Here is a 15768-nt window from a genome sequence, read left to right as displayed (position 1 = left end):
CGGTGTTACTGAACGGCGGCGGTAAGGCGCGCGATGTTGTCGAGTACCTTCGACCGCCGTGGGCGCTTCATCCACTCGTCGAGGGTAAGTTCTCGGCTGACGCTTCGATACTGGGCTTCAAGTTCGCGCATGTCTTCGATGAACTCTGCTCCGCGCACCATGACCGAAATTTCGAGGTTGAGGCTAAACGAGCGCATGTCCATGTTGCTTGATCCGATCACTGCGACCTGATCGTCAATCGTGAAGTGCTTGGCGTGCAGCACGGTCGGGGTGGGGAACAGCCAAATCCTTACACCCGCGCGAAGCAACGTCTCGTAGTAGCTGCGTTGCGCGTGATAAACGAGCGCCTGATCTCCAACTTCTGAAACGAAGAGCTGCACATCGAGCCCGCTCTGCGCCGCCGTCGTAATGGCATAGAGCATCGAGTCATCTGGCACGAAATAGGGGCTCGTGATGATGACACGTTCTTGAGCTGCGTAGAGCAACGAATTGAAGAGGCGCAGATTGTTTTCACCCTCAAACCCTGGCCCGCTCGGCACGACTTGCGCGTCGAGGTCTGCGTTGGTGGCGATCGACGGGGTTTGAGCACTCTCTCGAACGAGGAGCTCATCAGTTTCGCTGTACCAATCGGTAATGAAGAGTGAGTGGATGCCGGCAACGATGGGTCCCTCAAAGCGCACCATGAGGTCTTTCCAGGTGAGGCCACGCTTCTTATTGACGCGCTTGTTGTAAGTGGCATCCACCATGTTCTGTGAACCGGTGAAAGCCAGCTTGCCATCGACGATGAGGATCTTGCGGTGATTGCGCAGGTCGGGGCGCTGAAACTTCCACTTGAGCGGTTGAACTGGCAGCATCACGTGCCATTGCACGCCCATTTTTTTGAGACGGCGGATGGTAGTGAAATAGCCGGGGGCGCGAAGCGAAGCGATGTGATCGAGCAGAACCCGAACCCGCACGCCGCGCATATGGGCCGCTTCAAGCGCATCAAAGAATGGCGCCGTCGTGGAGTCGAGGCTGAGAATGTAGAACTCAACGTGCACATAATTGGTGGCGTCGTTGACTGCCGCGGTCATGGCATCCAGCGACTCTTGGTATTCGGAGTAGAGCTTTGCCGAATTGCCACCAACAAGGGGCATTGCGCCAAGGGTGCGGTTGAGTTCGACGACAGGCTCAAGCCAGGGCGGCCACGGCTGATCGCGCCGCACCTGATCCATGCCCTCAGTGGTCTCGATGATGAACTTGTTGATCTCAATCTGCTTGTCGCGGCGCCCCTTGGGCAACTTGCGACTGCCCAACATGAGGAAGAGCAGGATACCGACGTAGGGGATGAAGAAGATTGCCAGCAACCAGGCCATCGCCGTTTGCGGTCGCCGATTGCGGGGCACGTAGATCAGCGAGAGCACGCGAACGGTGAAGTCGATCAAGATGAGAACACCAGCAATTACTGCAGTGAAATTGATGGTTATTCCGCCGACGTCCATGGCTCGAAGTCTAGCGATTTACGGAGACGGTTATCCGCTCGCGCTGCCAGCACCGGTGCCGGTGTCAACACCGTTGCCATTGCTGAGCGGCGGCCCCTGCCAGGCCGGAGTTTCGTCTGCCCGGGTGAAGGATCGGGCGACTACAACGTCCGTGGAGGAATGGGCAATGATCGACAGCGCAATGGTGAGCGCGACGAGATGGAAAATGAGGTCGCCCTCGGGAATGCCAGCGGTAACAACTACGAGAACGTAGACCACTGACGCGAAGCCCTTGGGGCCGAACCACATGGCCGCCAGTTGTTCCCGCATCGAGAGCCCGGAGCCGAGGAACGAAATGTAGAGCGCTGCGGGTCGAGCGGCGATGAGCGCGAGGATCGCAAACACCCAACCAGTCCACTCGATCTCGCCAAGAAACTTGAACGACAGCAGGGCGCCGAAAATCATGAGGGCAAGCAACTTGAGAAGTTCAGAGATGATCTCTCCGAATTCTTCGAAAGCTTCACGCTCCTTCTGACCGACCGTTGCGACAGTAACCCCAGCAGCAAAGGCTGCCAAGAAGAGGTTGGCGTGCAGCGTGGTTGAGAGCGCGAAGACGAGTAGGCCGATCGCGATGGGTACGAGAGGTTCGAAGACTCCAGCGGTCGCGAAGAGGCGGGTGTGGAGCGCTTTGATGACGAGCCACGGTATGGCGATTCCGATGAGCGTGCCGATAACCAGTTCGATACCGAGTTCACCAAGGTGCAGCTCTTCCGATCCGGAACTGACTGCGAGAAAGACGATAACGAATGGCAGAGCGAGACCATCATTCACCCCCGATTCCACATTGAGCAGTTGTCGTAGGCGTTGCGGAACCCGCTTATCGCCGACAAGAGCTGCCGCGAAGACGGGGTCGGTCGGGGCAAGAATCGCACCAATCAGCAGCGCGGCAGGCCAGTCGAGCCCAACGAGATAGTGCGCAAGCACCGCGGTGATGCCGAGGGTCAGGGGCAGTCCCCAACCGAGAGCGCGACCGGGAAGCCGCCAGGCCTTACGCAGGTCGGCCCACCCCATTTTCATGCCATCCGTGAAGAGCACCACAAAGAGGGCAATCTCGGCGATTGTCGAAACTTCTTCTGAACCCGAATCGAAACTCAGGATGCCCGTCGTCTCAGAGCCGATCACAAAGCCGACAATCAGGAACAAGACAGCCGCAGAAAGGATGGTTCGGCCAGCGAGGGCCGAAAAGAGCACAGCAACGAGCAGAGTTGCCGCAAAAATCAGCAGGAAGAGGTCCACGCTGCTGGGGGAGGAGCTAGCGGAAGTTCACGAACTGGAGGGCAACTTCGAGGTCTTTGCCTTTCAGCAGCGCCATTGTCGCCTGAAGGTCATCGCGGCTCTTGGACTGCACCCGCAGTTCGTCGCCCTGAATTTGAGACTTCACCGTCTTGGGCGCCTCGTCGCGGATAACCTTCGCGATCTTCTTGGCGTCCTCAGAGGAGATTCCGTTCTTCAAACTGATTTCGATGCGGTACTCCTTGCCGCTGGCGAAGGGTTCACCCGCATCTAGACTGCGCAGCGAAATGCCGCGCTTGATGAACTTGGCCTCGAGCACTTCGAGAACCGCCTTCACGCGCTCTTCGGAGCTTGCCTTCAACAGGAGGCTCTCGCCGGTCCAGTCAACCGAAGCGCCAACGCCCTTGAAGTCATACCGCTGAGCAAGCTCCTTTTGTGCCTGGTTGACGGCGTTTTCCGCCTCCATTTGGTCAACTTTGCTCACAATGTCAAACGAAGAATCAGCCATACACCCATGCTACCCGCGCAGCGCGCAGAACTCCCATCGCTAGTTTTTGGCGATGTGGTCACGCGGCGCTCGGATTCCTTGTATTCTGGTTCAGCGCGTTCGGTCAGATGAATACATGTGGCCGGAGGCGTCTCGGCGAGTTACCCAAGTGGCCAAAGGGATCTGACTGTAAATCAGACTGCATCGCATTCGGGGGTTCGAATCCCTCACTCGCCACCACTTACTGCATCACCTGCGGGTTACCCCACCGCGGCGGCGCTGCGTTGTGCTTTCGCGATGGTGAGCTGAGGCATCCGCTGTCCTCTCACCGACGGTCGCGCATGCTGGCGCGCCCTAGGCTTAATGCATGTCCAACACTGAACTTCTAGACCTTGCCACTCGCATCGCAACACAGGCCGCTGATCTTGTCGCCCAGCGTCGCCGCGAGGGTGTTGCTGTTGCCGACCGCAAGTCGTCGTCAGTGGATGTCGTAACTCACGCAGATCGCGAGAGTGAGCAACTCATTCGCAGCCTGATTGCTGAAGCACGACCCGACGACAGTTTCTTTGGTGAAGAAAGCGAAGCATCCACCGGCACGAGTGGGCTGACGTGGGTTGTCGACCCCATTGATGGAACGGTGAACTACCTATACGGGGTTCCGCACTACGCCGTGAGCATTGCCGTGGTCGAGGGCGAAGCAAACCCTGCAACCTGGCGTGCGCTCGCTGGTGCCGTAGTGAATCCTGGTGCTCGCGAAACGTACACCGCTAGCGTCGGAGGAGGCGCGTTTCTGAATGGTGAGCGACTGCAGGTTGCCGAGCCAGTAGACCTCTCTCAAGCGCTTGTGGCCACAGGATTTTCGTATCTTGAGAAGACCCGCGTCGAGCAGGGCCGGGTCATTGCCCAACTGATTCCCCGGGTGCGAGACATTCGCCGAATGGGCACCGCGTCACTAGACCTCTGCATGGTCGCATCGGGGCGCGTGAACGCCTACTTCGAGAGAAGCCTGCGCCCGTGGGACCACGCGGCAGGAGCGCTCATCGCTCACGAGGCCGGAGCGACAGTGAAAGGTTGGGGAAAAAACGCCGGTGGCGAGGACTTTATCTTGGCGGCACACCCCGATGTTGCGGCGCTTCTGGAAGCAGAACTAGCGCAATTGGACGACTAGGTAGACCACTTGAAAAGGGGGTGGCGAGTAGACCACTTGCACGCTAGCCTTTACGAATCTGTTGCCTGCGTACAACCCGTACGTGCGTAGGCGAATACCCGAATTATGCATTCACACCTAGCAAGTGAATCGCGTGGAGGAGAAGAATGTCACTGACGAGCATCCGTGCCGCAGTGACATTCTCCTCACGTGAAATGGAGCTCAGCAAGTGAGCTTCGACACTTCGTTCCCACAGCAACCGGGAACAGGGGACAGCATCCCCCTCACTCGCAGAGAAATGCGTGAGCGCGAACGCGCAGCGCAAACCCGTCCGTCGAAGCACAGCACGCAGCAGCCGGTGGAGGCGCCGGCAGCGGCGCCGGCAGCACCCGTGACTGCGACAGCGCCTCGGGTACGAAAAGCACGTCCGTCGAAGGTCAAGTCGAAGCGAATTCGGGTTTCTCCGGCAACTTTCTCCGCCAGCGGACCCCCGCAGCGCCGAGGTAAGGCGCTCGCATCTAGGGCGCTCTCGTCAGTTGCGATGTTGTTCGCTGGTGCGCTCCTGGTTGGGGTGTCGGTGCCGTCGAATGCCTTTGTCAGCTCAGGCGATAGTGCGATTGCGTCAGTCGCGCCCGCCGATGTTTCGGATATCGCTGCCGGAGCTCCAACACCGCAGTCGTTGGCCGTTTCGGATCAGGTCGTCAACGATCTTGCTCAACACGATGACTTGAAGGTCATCTCCTATGCCGAAGTTCTTGCCATTCAGTACGCAGGGGTCAGCTACGAATACCGCGCAACTGCCGGGGCTATTCGTTGGCCGTTCCCCTATGAGGTTCCCATCACAGACGGATTTGGTTACCGTTCCAGCGGATTCCACAAGGGCACCGACTTCGCTGCAGCCTACGGAACCCCGATCTATGCCATTGCTGATGGTGTGGTCAGCTATATCCAGGCCGACTATTCCGGCTACGGCTATCACGCCATCATCAGTCACATCGTGAACGGCCAACAGGTCGATACCCTCTACGCCCACATGGTGACCGATTCGAGCCCATTGGTCGTCGGCGATCCCGTAAACGTCGGCGATTTCGTCGGCCTTGTTGGTGCTACCGGGATTTCGTACGGAGCCCACTTGCACCTTGAGATTCACCTCGACAAGGTTCCGGTCGACCCGTATGCGTGGCTCTCCACAAATGCCGTCAACTAATCTTCTGTAGCGACCAAATTTCGGCCAAAACCGTACTTTAAGGCCTTAAACGGGTGCTAGTCTCTTACGGTGCCAATCGCGCGATATGCGCTTTTGTGTGCCCCCTTAGCTCATTGGTAGAGCACTTCCTTGGTAAGGAAGAGGTAATGGGTCCGATTCCCATAGGGGGCTCGCTCATCCAATAATTGGATGATGCGGCTGAGTAGCTCAGTTGGTGAGAGCGCACGACTCATAATCGTGAGGTCGCGGGTTCGAATCCCGCCTCAGCTACAACAAAGAACGAGGCGCAACAGCCTGCACGTTCAGGGCTTCGATACGGCGTTTTACGCAGTGCCATCGAAATTGGTGCTGTTAGGTTTAGCGACAATGCGAAATACATTGGGCCACGTGGTCTCGCGGCCGCTCAACAACAACCGGGGTCGATAACCATGTTCGGCATCACACGCCCACGACTGCTACGAGGGCCCTCGCTTCCCGTTCCCGTTGAAGCCCCCACCATCCACACCGAACGACTGACGTTGCGCCCATTTTCTCTGGCCGACAGCGAGCGCTGGTTTGAGATCCAATCCGACCCCCAAGTGCGCGCATTCACGTCCTGGCCTGAGCGCACTCGCGAAGAGTCCCGACGCCACCTCAAAAACCGCACCCACCATGTGTTGCTGAAGCAAGCCGACGATTTCTTGGCGCTCGCGATCGAACACGACGGCATCCTCATTGGTGACGTTTCTTTGCACCTCAGGTCTGTCGAAACAGTCACCCGATCTGCCGAAATTAGTTGGATTCTGCATCAAGACTCCCAAGGCCACGGCTTCGCGTTCGAGGCCGCCCAGGCGATGCTCGAGCTGGCCTTTACCCGCCTCGAAGCGCGCGTAATATATGCACTCGTTCACCCCACCAATACGGCATCGATGGCGCTCGCCACGAAGCTGGGCTTCACTCCCTTTGATGGTCGTGACGGCGAAATAATTTTCGTCTCAACAGGGCTTGCCTCGAAGTAGCAGCGACAGCCCTTGTCACCGTATGCGGCCTGATCGCCTACTCTGAAGGTAATGGACCACACTCTGCTCAAACAGTTCGTTGCCGCAGGGCACCTACTGCATTTCGCGCACGCCGCACGCTCACTTGGTGTGCCGCGCTCAAGCCTGATCACCGCCATCAGGTCGCTTGAGGCGCAATTGGGCTACCCCCTGTTCGATTCTTCCGCCAGCACAACCCAACTCACCCCCGAAGGGGAAGCGTTTCTGGTGGATGCGGAACGCCAACTCGACAAGTCAGCGAAGTCGGCTGCGGCGTCGGCCGCAAAACCGGGCGGCAAAGCCAAAGCATCAAAGGGTAAAGGTCGCGCGCCAGCCGTTAAGGGGCAGTCAAAGCCCGGTAAGAGACGCCAATCGCGCTAGTGAACCAGATAGTGGGGCGCACTGTGTCAGAATTCATTCAGCACCGCGTTTTTCCTCTCTAGTTCATTGCGCTCCCCATTGATCCGGTAGGTTCATGCCCGAAAGTGATGCTCGGTTTCGACTCCTGCGGGGGCCCTCCATCGGTGTGGCTGTTGACGCGCCCGTAATGCACACCCCGCGGCTACTACTCCGCCCCCACCGCCTGGCGGATGCCGAGAGCTGGTACGAGATGCACTCGGCACCCGGAGTGAGCAAATACACGGCGTGGCCCCAACGCACTCGTCGTGCATCGCTGCGCCACCTCAAGCGCCGAACGCGCAATACGCGACTCCGAAACATTGACGACTATCTTGCGATCGCTATCGAACACAACGGCGAACTGATCGGAGATGTCGGAATGCAGCTGCGGTCAGTCTCAGCAGCCGCACGCTGCCTCGAAATTAGTTGGATCATTCATCCCGAACATCAAGGCAAAGGGTTCGCCTACGAAGCGCTGCGTTCAGTGCTCGACTATGTGAGTGCCAACATTGAGGCGCTCCTGCTCGTAGCGGTCGTGCATCCGTCGAACGCTGCGTCAATTGCGCTCGCGCACAAGCTGGACCTGCATCCGCTGCCTGGAGCCGCAGACCGTACCATTTTCGTCGGCACGAATGGGCCGCGAACTGCAGCCCTGTAGGCCGCCGCTGGCTGTCTGCGGAATCGGTCTGGCCCAAGGTCACACGCCGACCGGGCGTTAATTGTGCCGTATGAATCTGGACCGCCATGCATAATGGTGACTGCGCTCAGTGGTTGAGCGCGGATGGCGGTCATGGAATCACTCAGCGGGATGAAGTCGGAAAAGCTTCGCGCTCCGAACATCCGTGATGTCGCTCGCCTGGCCGGCGTTTCGTACCAGACCGTCTCGCGAGTGCTGAACGACAGCCCGAGCATCCGCGATTCAACACGGCAGCGTGTGCAAGAAGCCATCGACGAGTTGGGTTATCGACCGAACCAGGCCGCCCGAACCTTGGTCACGAGTCGCACCCGCACCATTGGGGTTTTGGCACAGCAGTCGCACCACTTTGGGCCAGCGACGACAATTCAAGCGATCGAAGTTGCAGCCCGTGAGGCCGGTTATCGGCTGAGCATCACAAACATTACGTCTAACGATCGCCACGCAATCAAGGCAGGGCTCGACTATCTGATGAGTCAGTCAGTGGAAGCGATCGTCTTCGTCACGCCACAGTCGCGAGCACTCGATGCCGTGCGAGAGCTGTCGCTGACGGTGCCCTTCGTTGCGCTGCATGCCAACCAGGTTGACGAGCACCGGCACAGCATGTCCGTCGACCAGCAAGCCGGCGCACGCCTCGCAACGCGACACCTGATCGACCTTGGGCACACCGAAATCATGCACCTCTCTGGCCCCCAAGACTGGCTCGAAGCCGAAGCGCGCATGCAGGGTTTCTTGGATGAAATCAATGCAGCAGGACTCCGAACCCGGGCGCCGATCCTGGGCGACTGGAGCGCACACTTTGGATACTATGCAGGTCTTGAGCTGCTGCGATCCCGCGATTTCACCGCGGTCTTTGCAAGCAACGACCAGATGGCGCTGGGATTCATGCACGCGTGTCGAGATGCGGGGCTGAGTATTCCCCATGACATTAGCGTTGTCGGTTTCGATGACATTCCCGAAGCTGCCCACTTCTTTCCGCCGCTCACGACCGTGCGGCAGAATTTTCCCGAGATTGGCCGTCGAGCGATTTCTTTGCTTTTGGCGGGATTGCGAGGCGAGACCGCGGTCGATGATGGCATCGTGCTGCCAGAACTGATCGTGCGAGAGTCCACCGCGCGGGTCTAGTTATCAGATGGTGACATTCGTTACTTGACAAATGTGACCGTTTCACATGTAGCATGGCGATCACAATGTGAACGGTCACATTAAGCAGTGCCATCTAGACAACGGAGTCCGAAGTGAGTATTTCCCTCAGCGACCGCTATGTGGTCGGAGTCGACTTCGGAACGCTGTCAGGCCGTGCCGTAGTTGTGAGGGTCTCCGATGGAGCCGAACTGGGCACCGGAGTTCACGCCTACTCGCACTCAGTCATGGATTCCACCCTCGCCAGTTCTGGCGCGGTTCTCCCACCAGAGTGGGCGCTTCAGGTTCCCTCCGATTATGTCGATGTGCTCAAGAACGCGATTCCCGCAGCGATTGCGGCATCCGGCATCGATTCCGCGCAGGTGATCGGAATCGCCACCGACTTCACCGCCTGCACCATGATTCCCACGCTGGCCGACGGAACTCCGCTCAATGAGGTTGCCCAATTTGCCGACCGCCCCCACGCCTACGTGAAGCTGTGGAAGCATCACGCAGCTCAACCCCACGCCGACCGCATCAATGAGTTGGCCGCTGAGCGGGGCGAGACATGGCTTCCTCGCTATGGCGGTCTGATTTCAAGCGAGTGGGAATTTGCCAAGGGCCTCCAACTGCTCGAAGACGATCCCGAACTCTACGAGCTCATGGACCACTGGGTCGAAGCCGCCGACTGGATCGTCTGGCAGCTCTCTGGTCGCTACGTTCGCAACACCTGCACTGCGGGTTACAAAGGCATTCTGCAGGACGGCGAATACCCGAGTCGCGAGTTCCTCGCCGCGCTCAACCCTGCGTTCGAAAGCTTTGCGGATGACAAAGTCCGTCACGAGCTTGGCCAGCTTGGCGAGGCGGCAGGCACCCTCACGGCAGAAGCTGCTGCGTGGACAGGATTGCCAGCGGGCATCGCCGTCGCCGTCGGCAACGTCGACGCTCATGTCACGGCCCCAGCAGCGGGTGCAACCCGCCCCGGCCAGATGGTCGCCATCATGGGCACCTCAACCTGTCATGTCATGAACTCTGACGTGCTTACTGAGGTTCCCGGAATGTGTGGAGTCGTCGATGGCGGAATCGTCTCCGGACTCTACGGCTACGAAGCCGGCCAGTCCGGTGTCGGCGATATTTTCGCCTGGTACGTCGACAATCAGGTGCCGGCGCGCTACTTCGACGACGCGAAGAGCGCAGGCGTGAGCATCCACGAACATCTCACCAACCTGATCGCCGACCAACCCGTCGGAGGGCATGGCCTCGTTGCCCTCGACTGGCACGGTGGCAACCGCTCAGTGCTCGTTGACACCGAACTCAGCGGCGTCGTCTTCGGCGCCACCCTCGCGACCCAAGCCGAAGAGATCTACCGCGCACTATTCGAAGCAACCGCGTTCGGCACCCGAACAATCGTCGAAACGTTCAACGCCCACGGCGTTCCCGTAACCGAGTTCATCGTGGCCGGCGGACTACTGCGCAACCCGGTGCTCATGCAGATCTACAGTGACGTGCTGCGGATGCCCATCTCCACGATCGCGAGCGAACAAGGCCCGGCACTCGGCTCCGCGATTCACGCGGCCGTAGCTGCCGGAGCCTACGAGAACGTCGTAGTCGCGGGCGAAGCCATGGGCAAAGTGGAGACAGCGAAGTACACACCGAATGCGGTATCCGCTGATGCTTACGACGCTCTCTATGCCGAATACCGCACGCTGCACGACTACTTCGGGCGCGGAGGCAACGATGTGATGCGGCGCCTCAAAAGCATCCGTCGGGAGGCACTCGCATGATCACCTTTAGCCCAGAAGTTCAGGTCGCGATCGCGCGTATTCGCGATGAAGTGGCGGCCTTGCACTCCGAGCTCACGCGCTACGGTCTCGTCGTCTGGACGGGCGGCAACGTTTCGGCACGAGTGCCTGGCGCCGACCTGCTGGTCATTAAGCCGAGCGGTGTCTCCTATGACGAACTCTCGCCAGAGAACATGATCCTGTGCGACCTCGATGGCAACATCATCCCTGACACTCCCGGTTCGGATCGTGCAGCGTCGAGCGACACTGCCGCGCACGCCTACATCTACCGCGAAATGCCCGAGGTCGGGGGAGTCGTGCACACTCACTCCACCTACGCGACAGCCTGGGCGGCGCGAGGCGAAGCGATCCCCTGCGTGATCACCGCAATGGCGGATGAGTTTGGTGGCGAAATTCCGATCGGCCCCTTCGCGGTGATCGGTGACGATTCCATCGGCCGCGGCGTTGTGGAAACCCTCACCGGACATCGCTCACGTGCCGTGCTCATGCAGAACCATGGACCATTCACGATTGGCTTGAGCGCCCGCGACGCTGTCAAAGCAGCCGTGATGGTTGAGGATGTCGCCCGCACCGTGCACATCGCACGCCAAGGTGGCGAGCTTGTTTCGATCGCCCCGAACGCGATCGACTCGCTCTTCGACCGCTACCAAAACGTTTACGGACAGGCCCCGCAGGGCGCCCTCGCCGCTACCCCCACCGACGGAAAGGCCGCCTCACTGTGAGCAACCGCAGCATTATCCCCAACCTCGCCAGCTATGAAGTGTGGTTTCTCACCGGAAGCCAAGAGCTGTACGGCGAAGAGACTCTGGCGCAGGTCGCCGAGCAGAGTCGTGCTGTCGCTGACGCGCTGAGTGCCGCCGCGAATGTACCCGTCACGATTGTGTGGAAGCCGGTATTGAAGGGCTCGGACGCCATCCGCCGCACCGCTCTTGAGGTCAATGCTGCCGACAATGTCATCGGTGTAATCGCGTGGATGCACACTTTCAGCCCGGCCAAGATGTGGATCGCGGGCCTCGATGCCTTGCGTAAGCCCCTCTTGCACCTGCACACCCAGGCGAACGTTGAACTGCCGTGGGCCGACATCGATTTCGACTTCATGAACCTCAACCAGGCGGCCCACGGCGATCGTGAGTTTGGCTACATTCAGTCGCGACTTGGCGTTGCTCGCAAGACCGTTGTTGGTCACGTCTCCAACCCTGTGGTGTTGTCGAGCATCGCAACCTGGGCGCGCGCCGCTGCCGGATGGGCTGCGAGTCGTTCCCTCAAGCTCGCGCGCTTCGGCGACAACATGCGCTACGTCGCTGTTACCGAAGGCGATAAAACAGAGGCCGAGCTGCGGTTCGGTGTTCAAGTGAATACGTGGGGTGTAAACGAGTTGGCCGATGTGGTCGCCGCTGTTTCTGACACAGACGTCGACGACCTCGTTGCCGAGTACTACACCAGCTATAACGTGGCGCCAGAGTTGCGTGTTTCAGGAGACCGCCATCAGTCACTGCGCGACGGTGCTGCAATCGAGCTCGGGTTGCGCTCATTCCTTGAGGAAGGCGGATTCTCGGCGTTCACGACAAGCTTCGAAGACTTAGGCCAACTCAAGCAATTGCCCGGTCTCGCAGTGCAGCGTCTCATGGCCGATGGCTATGGGTTCGGTGCCGAGGGTGACTGGAAGACCGCCATTCTGGTGCGCGTCGCCAACGTCATGGGCGCTGGGCTTCCCGGCGGTGCAAGTCTCATGGAGGACTACACCTACCACCTCACTCCCGGCGAAGAGAAAATCCTTGGCGCTCACATGCTTGAGGTGAGCCCGAGCCTCACGAGCTCAAAGCCCAGCCTCGAGATCCACCCCTTGGGTATCGGTGGCAAGGATGACCCCGTTCGTTTAGTCTTCACTGCCGACAGCGGCCCCGCCGTGGTTGTCGCTCTCAGTGACATGCGTGACCGCTTCCGCCTCGTAGCCAATGTCGTCGAAAACGTACCGCTGGATGCCCCCATGCCCAACCTGCCCGTCGGTCGCGCCGTCTGGAAGCCGGCCCCCGACTTCGCAACATCGGCAGCCGCGTGGCTCATCGCCGGCGCAGCCCACCACACAGTGATGTCGACCGCCGTTGACATCGAGGTCTTTCGAGACTGGGCCGAAATGGCCGGAACTGAACTTCTCGTCATTGACGAGAGCACAACCCTCCGCGAGTTCCAGAAAGAGGTCCGCTGGAATGCGGCCTACTACCGGCTGGCCCAGGGAATGTAACTCAACTTGCCGAGACCCGTCTCGGAAAGGGTCTGCGCTTCGTCGCTGAAGCCGGATCGCGCGCAATAGAACAGACAACGGTGTCCCATTGAAAGGAAACACAGTGAAGAAGAGAAAAATCGGTACGCTGCTTGCCGCAGCGACTGTGCTTGTGCTTGGACTCTCAGCGTGCTCGGCGGCAGGCGACGGATCGACGGGCGGCGGTGACGCCGGACTAATCGGTGTCGCAATGCCAACCAAGTCATCCGAACGCTGGATCGCAGACGGCAACGCACTCAAGGAGACCCTCGAGGCTGAGGGCTTCACCGTCGACCTGCAGTACGCAGAAGACGACATCCCCACTCAGGTTTCACAGGTCGAGAACATGATCACCAAGGGCGCAACAGCTCTGATCATTGCTGCGATCGACGGCACCACGTTGACGAACGTTCTTCAGCAGGCCGCGGATGGTGACATCCCGGTTATCGCTTATGACCGTTTGATTCGTGATTCTGAAAATGTGAACTACTACGCCACGTTTGACAACTTCCTTGTTGGGCAGCAGCAGGCAAACACCCTGCTCAATGGTCTCGGCCTTGCTGAACTCGATGGAACGCCCATCGATGGTGCACCGACCGGACCGTTCAACATCGAACTGTTCGCTGGTTCGCCTGATGACAACAACGCAACCTTCTTCTTCAACGGTGCAATGGATGTTCTCCAGCCGCTGATCGACGATGGAACCCTCGTTGTCAAGAGTGGCCAGGTTGACTTCAACTCCGTCGCAACACTGCGCTGGGATGGCGAAGTCGCTCAGAGCCGTTTGGAAGACATCCTGACGGCAAACTACTCCGATGGCAGCAAGGTTAACGCCCTGCTTTCACCGTATGACGGACTCTCACGCGGAATGATCTCTGCACTCACCGACGCTGGCTACACGGTCGGCGACGAATGGCCCATCATTTCGGGTCAGGATGCTGAAGTTGACTCCGTCAAGGCCATCCTCTCGGGCGAGCAGTACTCGACCATCTTCAAGGACACCCGCGAACTCGCGAAGGTTGCCGCCAAGATGGCGATCGCTGTTCTTGGTGGAGATGAGCCAGAGATCAACGACACCACCACGTACGACAACGGCAAGAAGGTTGTTCCGTCGTACCTCCTCCAGCCTCTCGAGGTTGTCAAGGAGAACGTTGAATCCACGCTCGTTGACTCGGGCTACTGGACCGCAGAGGAGCTCGGCCTCTAACGAGAGCCGAATTCCACAGTGATTCTGCTGGTGGCGAGGGTCGTGTCCTTCGCCACCAGCATCACTCGTACAACGCTCAATCAGAACCCTCGACAAGGAAGCCGAAGCCAGTGAGCACCAACATCTTGGAAATGCGTTCCATTACGAAGTCCTTTCCCGGCGTCAAAGCGCTGCAAGACGTCACCCTCGAAGTGGCGCGCGGCGAAGTGCACGCGATCTGCGGTGAGAATGGCGCAGGCAAGTCCACTCTGATGAAGGTTCTCTCCGGCGTGTATGGGCACGGCACCTATACCGGCGACATCGCTTTCGAGGATGAGGTTGTCGAGTTCAGAGACATCCGTGACTCCGAAGCCAAAGGCATCGTCATCATCCACCAGGAGTTGGCGCTGAGTCCGTATCTCTCGATAGCCGAAAACATCTTCCTCAACAATGAAGTTCGTGGTTTTGGTGGTCTCATCGACTGGAACAAGACCAACAGCGAAGCCGCAAAACTGCTCGCGCGGGTCGGACTCAGTGAGAGCCCCACTACCCGCGTGCTCGACATTGGTGTTGGTAAACAGCAACTCGTCGAGATCGCGAAAGCACTCTCCAAACGGGTAAAGCTCCTCATTCTCGACGAGCCAACCGCAGCACTCAACGACGAAGACTCCGCCCACTTGCTCGATCTAATCGTGCACCTCAAAGGCCAAGGCATTACGTCGATCATCATCAGCCACAAGCTCAACGAGATTAAGCAGATCGCCGACACCGTCACGATCATCCGCGATGGCAAAGCGATCGAGACCATCCCCAAACAGGATGTCAGCGAAGAACGCATCATCAAAGACATGGTGGGGCGTGACCTCGAGCACCGTTACCCCGATCACACTCCGCACATTGGAGAAGAAGTGTTGCGGGTCGAAAACTGGACGGCTCATCATCCGCAAGATTCGACTCGCGTCATCGTTGACAACATCAACCTGAACGTCAAGAAAGGCGAAATTGTTGGTATCGCCGGACTCATGGGCGCGGGGCGTACCGAGTTCGCGATGAGCCTCTTCGGGCGAACCTACGGGTCGCGCATCACGGGCAAAGTATTCAAATATGGCAAAGAGATTCAGACCCGCACTGTCGCCGAGGCAATTGAGAACGGCATTGCTTACGCCACTGAAGATCGCAAAACGTACGGCCTCAATCTCATCGAGGACATTAAGCGCAACATCTCGATGGCCTCGCTAGGCAAGCTTTCCCGCTTCGGACTCGTCGATGACAACGAAGAGTTCAAGATCGCCAATGAGTACAGAACGTCCATGAACATCAAGTCGCCGACAGTGCTGGCGCTCGCGGGAAAACTCTCCGGCGGTAACCAACAAAAAGTTGTGCTGTCGAAGTGGATTCAGGCCGACCCCGACGTTCTGATTCTGGATGAACCAACTCGAGGTATTGACGTCGGCGCAAAGTACGAGATCTACACGATTATCAACAAGCTCGCAGCGCAGGGCAAAGGCATCATCGTGATCTCGTCGGAGCTGCCCGAGTTGCTCGGCATCTGCGACCGCATCTACGCGATTTCCGAGGGGCGCATCACGGGCGAAGTGCCCATCGCCGAAGCGACCCCCGAGTCGGTTCTCAAGCTCATGACCATGGAGGCGCCCCACTAAGGGCGCCCGGCATCCACTCTTCCTTCACACTCAC

At 58.9% G+C, this 15768-nt stretch carries 14 protein-coding genes and 3 tRNA genes; 14 read left to right on the top strand and 3 right to left on the bottom strand.

Going from position 1 to position 15768, the window contains the following annotated elements; translation table 11 throughout:
- Window positions 1-5 precede the first annotated feature (5 nt).
- The 3 genes from cls to ACOH1Z_RS10490 are packed head-to-tail and all read right to left on the bottom strand — an operon-like array spanning window position 6 to window position 3261.
- On the bottom strand, window positions 6-1481 hold the full coding sequence (cls, locus tag ACOH1Z_RS10500) for a cardiolipin synthase (protein WP_449648437.1): 1476 nt from the start codon (window positions 1479-1481) through the stop codon (window positions 6-8).
- Between the two features lie 30 nt (window positions 1482-1511).
- Window positions 1512-2756: a cation:proton antiporter gene (locus tag ACOH1Z_RS10495; RefSeq protein WP_449648436.1), complete on the bottom strand. Its 1245-nt coding sequence runs from the start codon at window positions 2754-2756 to the stop codon at window positions 1512-1514.
- Between the two features lie 16 nt (window positions 2757-2772).
- A complete protein-coding gene (locus ACOH1Z_RS10490; RefSeq protein ID WP_449648435.1) occupies window positions 2773-3261 on the bottom strand; it encodes a YajQ family cyclic di-GMP-binding protein in 489 nt (162 codons plus the stop codon).
- Between the two features lie 134 nt (window positions 3262-3395).
- On the opposite strand from ACOH1Z_RS10490, the gene ACOH1Z_RS10485 reads away from it, so the two are divergent.
- The 14 genes from ACOH1Z_RS10485 to mmsA all read left to right on the top strand — a co-directional run bounded on the left by ACOH1Z_RS10485 (window position 3396) and on the right by mmsA (window position 15734).
- Window positions 3396-3480: transfer RNA gene (locus tag ACOH1Z_RS10485), tRNA-Tyr, on the top strand.
- A gap of 127 nt (window positions 3481-3607) precedes the next feature.
- Complete coding sequence (locus tag ACOH1Z_RS10480) at window positions 3608-4408, top strand: inositol monophosphatase family protein (RefSeq protein WP_449648434.1); 801 nt, start codon at window positions 3608-3610, stop codon at window positions 4406-4408.
- Between the two features lie 208 nt (window positions 4409-4616).
- Window positions 4617-5594: a M23 family metallopeptidase gene (locus ACOH1Z_RS10475; RefSeq protein ID WP_449648433.1), complete on the top strand. Its 978-nt coding sequence runs from the start codon at window positions 4617-4619 to the stop codon at window positions 5592-5594.
- Window positions 5595-5693: 99 nt separating this feature from the next.
- Window positions 5694-5765: transfer RNA gene (locus tag ACOH1Z_RS10470), tRNA-Thr, on the top strand.
- Between the two features lie 25 nt (window positions 5766-5790).
- Window positions 5791-5864 (top strand) — tRNA-Met (locus ACOH1Z_RS10465).
- 158 nt (window positions 5865-6022) lie between these two features.
- Complete coding sequence (locus ACOH1Z_RS10460; protein ID WP_449648432.1) at window positions 6023-6592, top strand: GNAT family N-acetyltransferase; 570 nt, start codon at window positions 6023-6025, stop codon at window positions 6590-6592.
- A gap of 51 nt (window positions 6593-6643) precedes the next feature.
- Window positions 6644-6991 (top strand): LysR family transcriptional regulator, encoded by a 348-nt coding sequence (locus ACOH1Z_RS10455; RefSeq protein WP_449648431.1) that lies wholly within the window; start codon window positions 6644-6646, stop codon window positions 6989-6991.
- A 94-nt stretch (window positions 6992-7085) separates the two neighbouring features.
- Entirely contained in the window at window positions 7086-7667 is a 582-nt protein-coding gene (locus ACOH1Z_RS10450) for a GNAT family N-acetyltransferase (RefSeq protein ID WP_449648430.1), read from the top strand.
- Window positions 7668-7799: 132 nt separating this feature from the next.
- On the top strand, window positions 7800-8828 hold the full coding sequence (locus tag ACOH1Z_RS10445) for a LacI family DNA-binding transcriptional regulator (RefSeq protein ID WP_449648429.1): 1029 nt from the start codon (window positions 7800-7802) through the stop codon (window positions 8826-8828).
- Window positions 8829-8941: 113 nt separating this feature from the next.
- Entirely contained in the window at window positions 8942-10609 is a 1668-nt protein-coding gene (gene araB, locus ACOH1Z_RS10440) for a ribulokinase (RefSeq protein WP_449648428.1), read from the top strand.
- Complete coding sequence (locus ACOH1Z_RS10435) at window positions 10606-11349, top strand: L-ribulose-5-phosphate 4-epimerase (protein WP_449648427.1); 744 nt, start codon at window positions 10606-10608, stop codon at window positions 11347-11349. The genes araB and ACOH1Z_RS10435 overlap by 4 nt, the downstream gene beginning before the upstream one ends.
- Before the next feature lie 11 nt (window positions 11350-11360).
- Complete coding sequence (gene araA / locus ACOH1Z_RS10430) at window positions 11361-12869, top strand: L-arabinose isomerase (protein ID WP_449648511.1); 1509 nt, start codon at window positions 11361-11363, stop codon at window positions 12867-12869.
- A gap of 103 nt (window positions 12870-12972) precedes the next feature.
- The gene (gene chvE, locus ACOH1Z_RS10425) at window positions 12973-14094 is read left to right on the top strand and encodes a multiple monosaccharide ABC transporter substrate-binding protein (protein ID WP_449648426.1); all 1122 of its coding nucleotides are present in this window, start codon (window positions 12973-12975) and stop codon (window positions 14092-14094) included.
- A gap of 110 nt (window positions 14095-14204) precedes the next feature.
- Window positions 14205-15734 (top strand): multiple monosaccharide ABC transporter ATP-binding protein, encoded by a 1530-nt coding sequence (gene mmsA, locus ACOH1Z_RS10420; RefSeq protein ID WP_449648425.1) that lies wholly within the window; start codon window positions 14205-14207, stop codon window positions 15732-15734.
- Window positions 15735-15768 lie beyond the last annotated feature (34 nt).

The organism is Rhodoglobus sp. (assembly GCF_053580035.1).
Note: the sequence above shows the minus strand (reverse complement) of the source record. Positions and strands in the feature narration are given on the sequence as shown.

Bases quoted from the DNA above. Each gene is read 5' to 3' on its own strand.
- cls (WP_449648437.1), bottom strand. From the start codon at position 1,481: ATGGACGTCGGCGGAATAACCATCAATTTCACTGCAGTAATTGCTGGT.
- ACOH1Z_RS10450 (WP_449648430.1), top strand. From the start codon at position 7,086: ATGCCCGAAAGTGATGCTCGGTTTCGACTCCTGCGGGGGCCCTCCATC.
- ACOH1Z_RS10435 (WP_449648427.1), top strand. From the start codon at position 10,606: ATGATCACCTTTAGCCCAGAAGTTCAGGTCGCGATCGCGCGTATTCGC.
- ACOH1Z_RS10460 (WP_449648432.1), top strand. From the start codon at position 6,023: ATGTTCGGCATCACACGCCCACGACTGCTACGAGGGCCCTCGCTTCCC.
- ACOH1Z_RS10480 (WP_449648434.1), top strand. From the start codon at position 3,608: ATGTCCAACACTGAACTTCTAGACCTTGCCACTCGCATCGCAACACAG.
- ACOH1Z_RS10490 (WP_449648435.1), bottom strand. From the start codon at position 3,261: ATGGCTGATTCTTCGTTTGACATTGTGAGCAAAGTTGACCAAATGGAG.
- ACOH1Z_RS10445 (WP_449648429.1), top strand. From the start codon at position 7,800: ATGGAATCACTCAGCGGGATGAAGTCGGAAAAGCTTCGCGCTCCGAAC.
- ACOH1Z_RS10455 (WP_449648431.1), top strand. From the start codon at position 6,644: ATGGACCACACTCTGCTCAAACAGTTCGTTGCCGCAGGGCACCTACTG.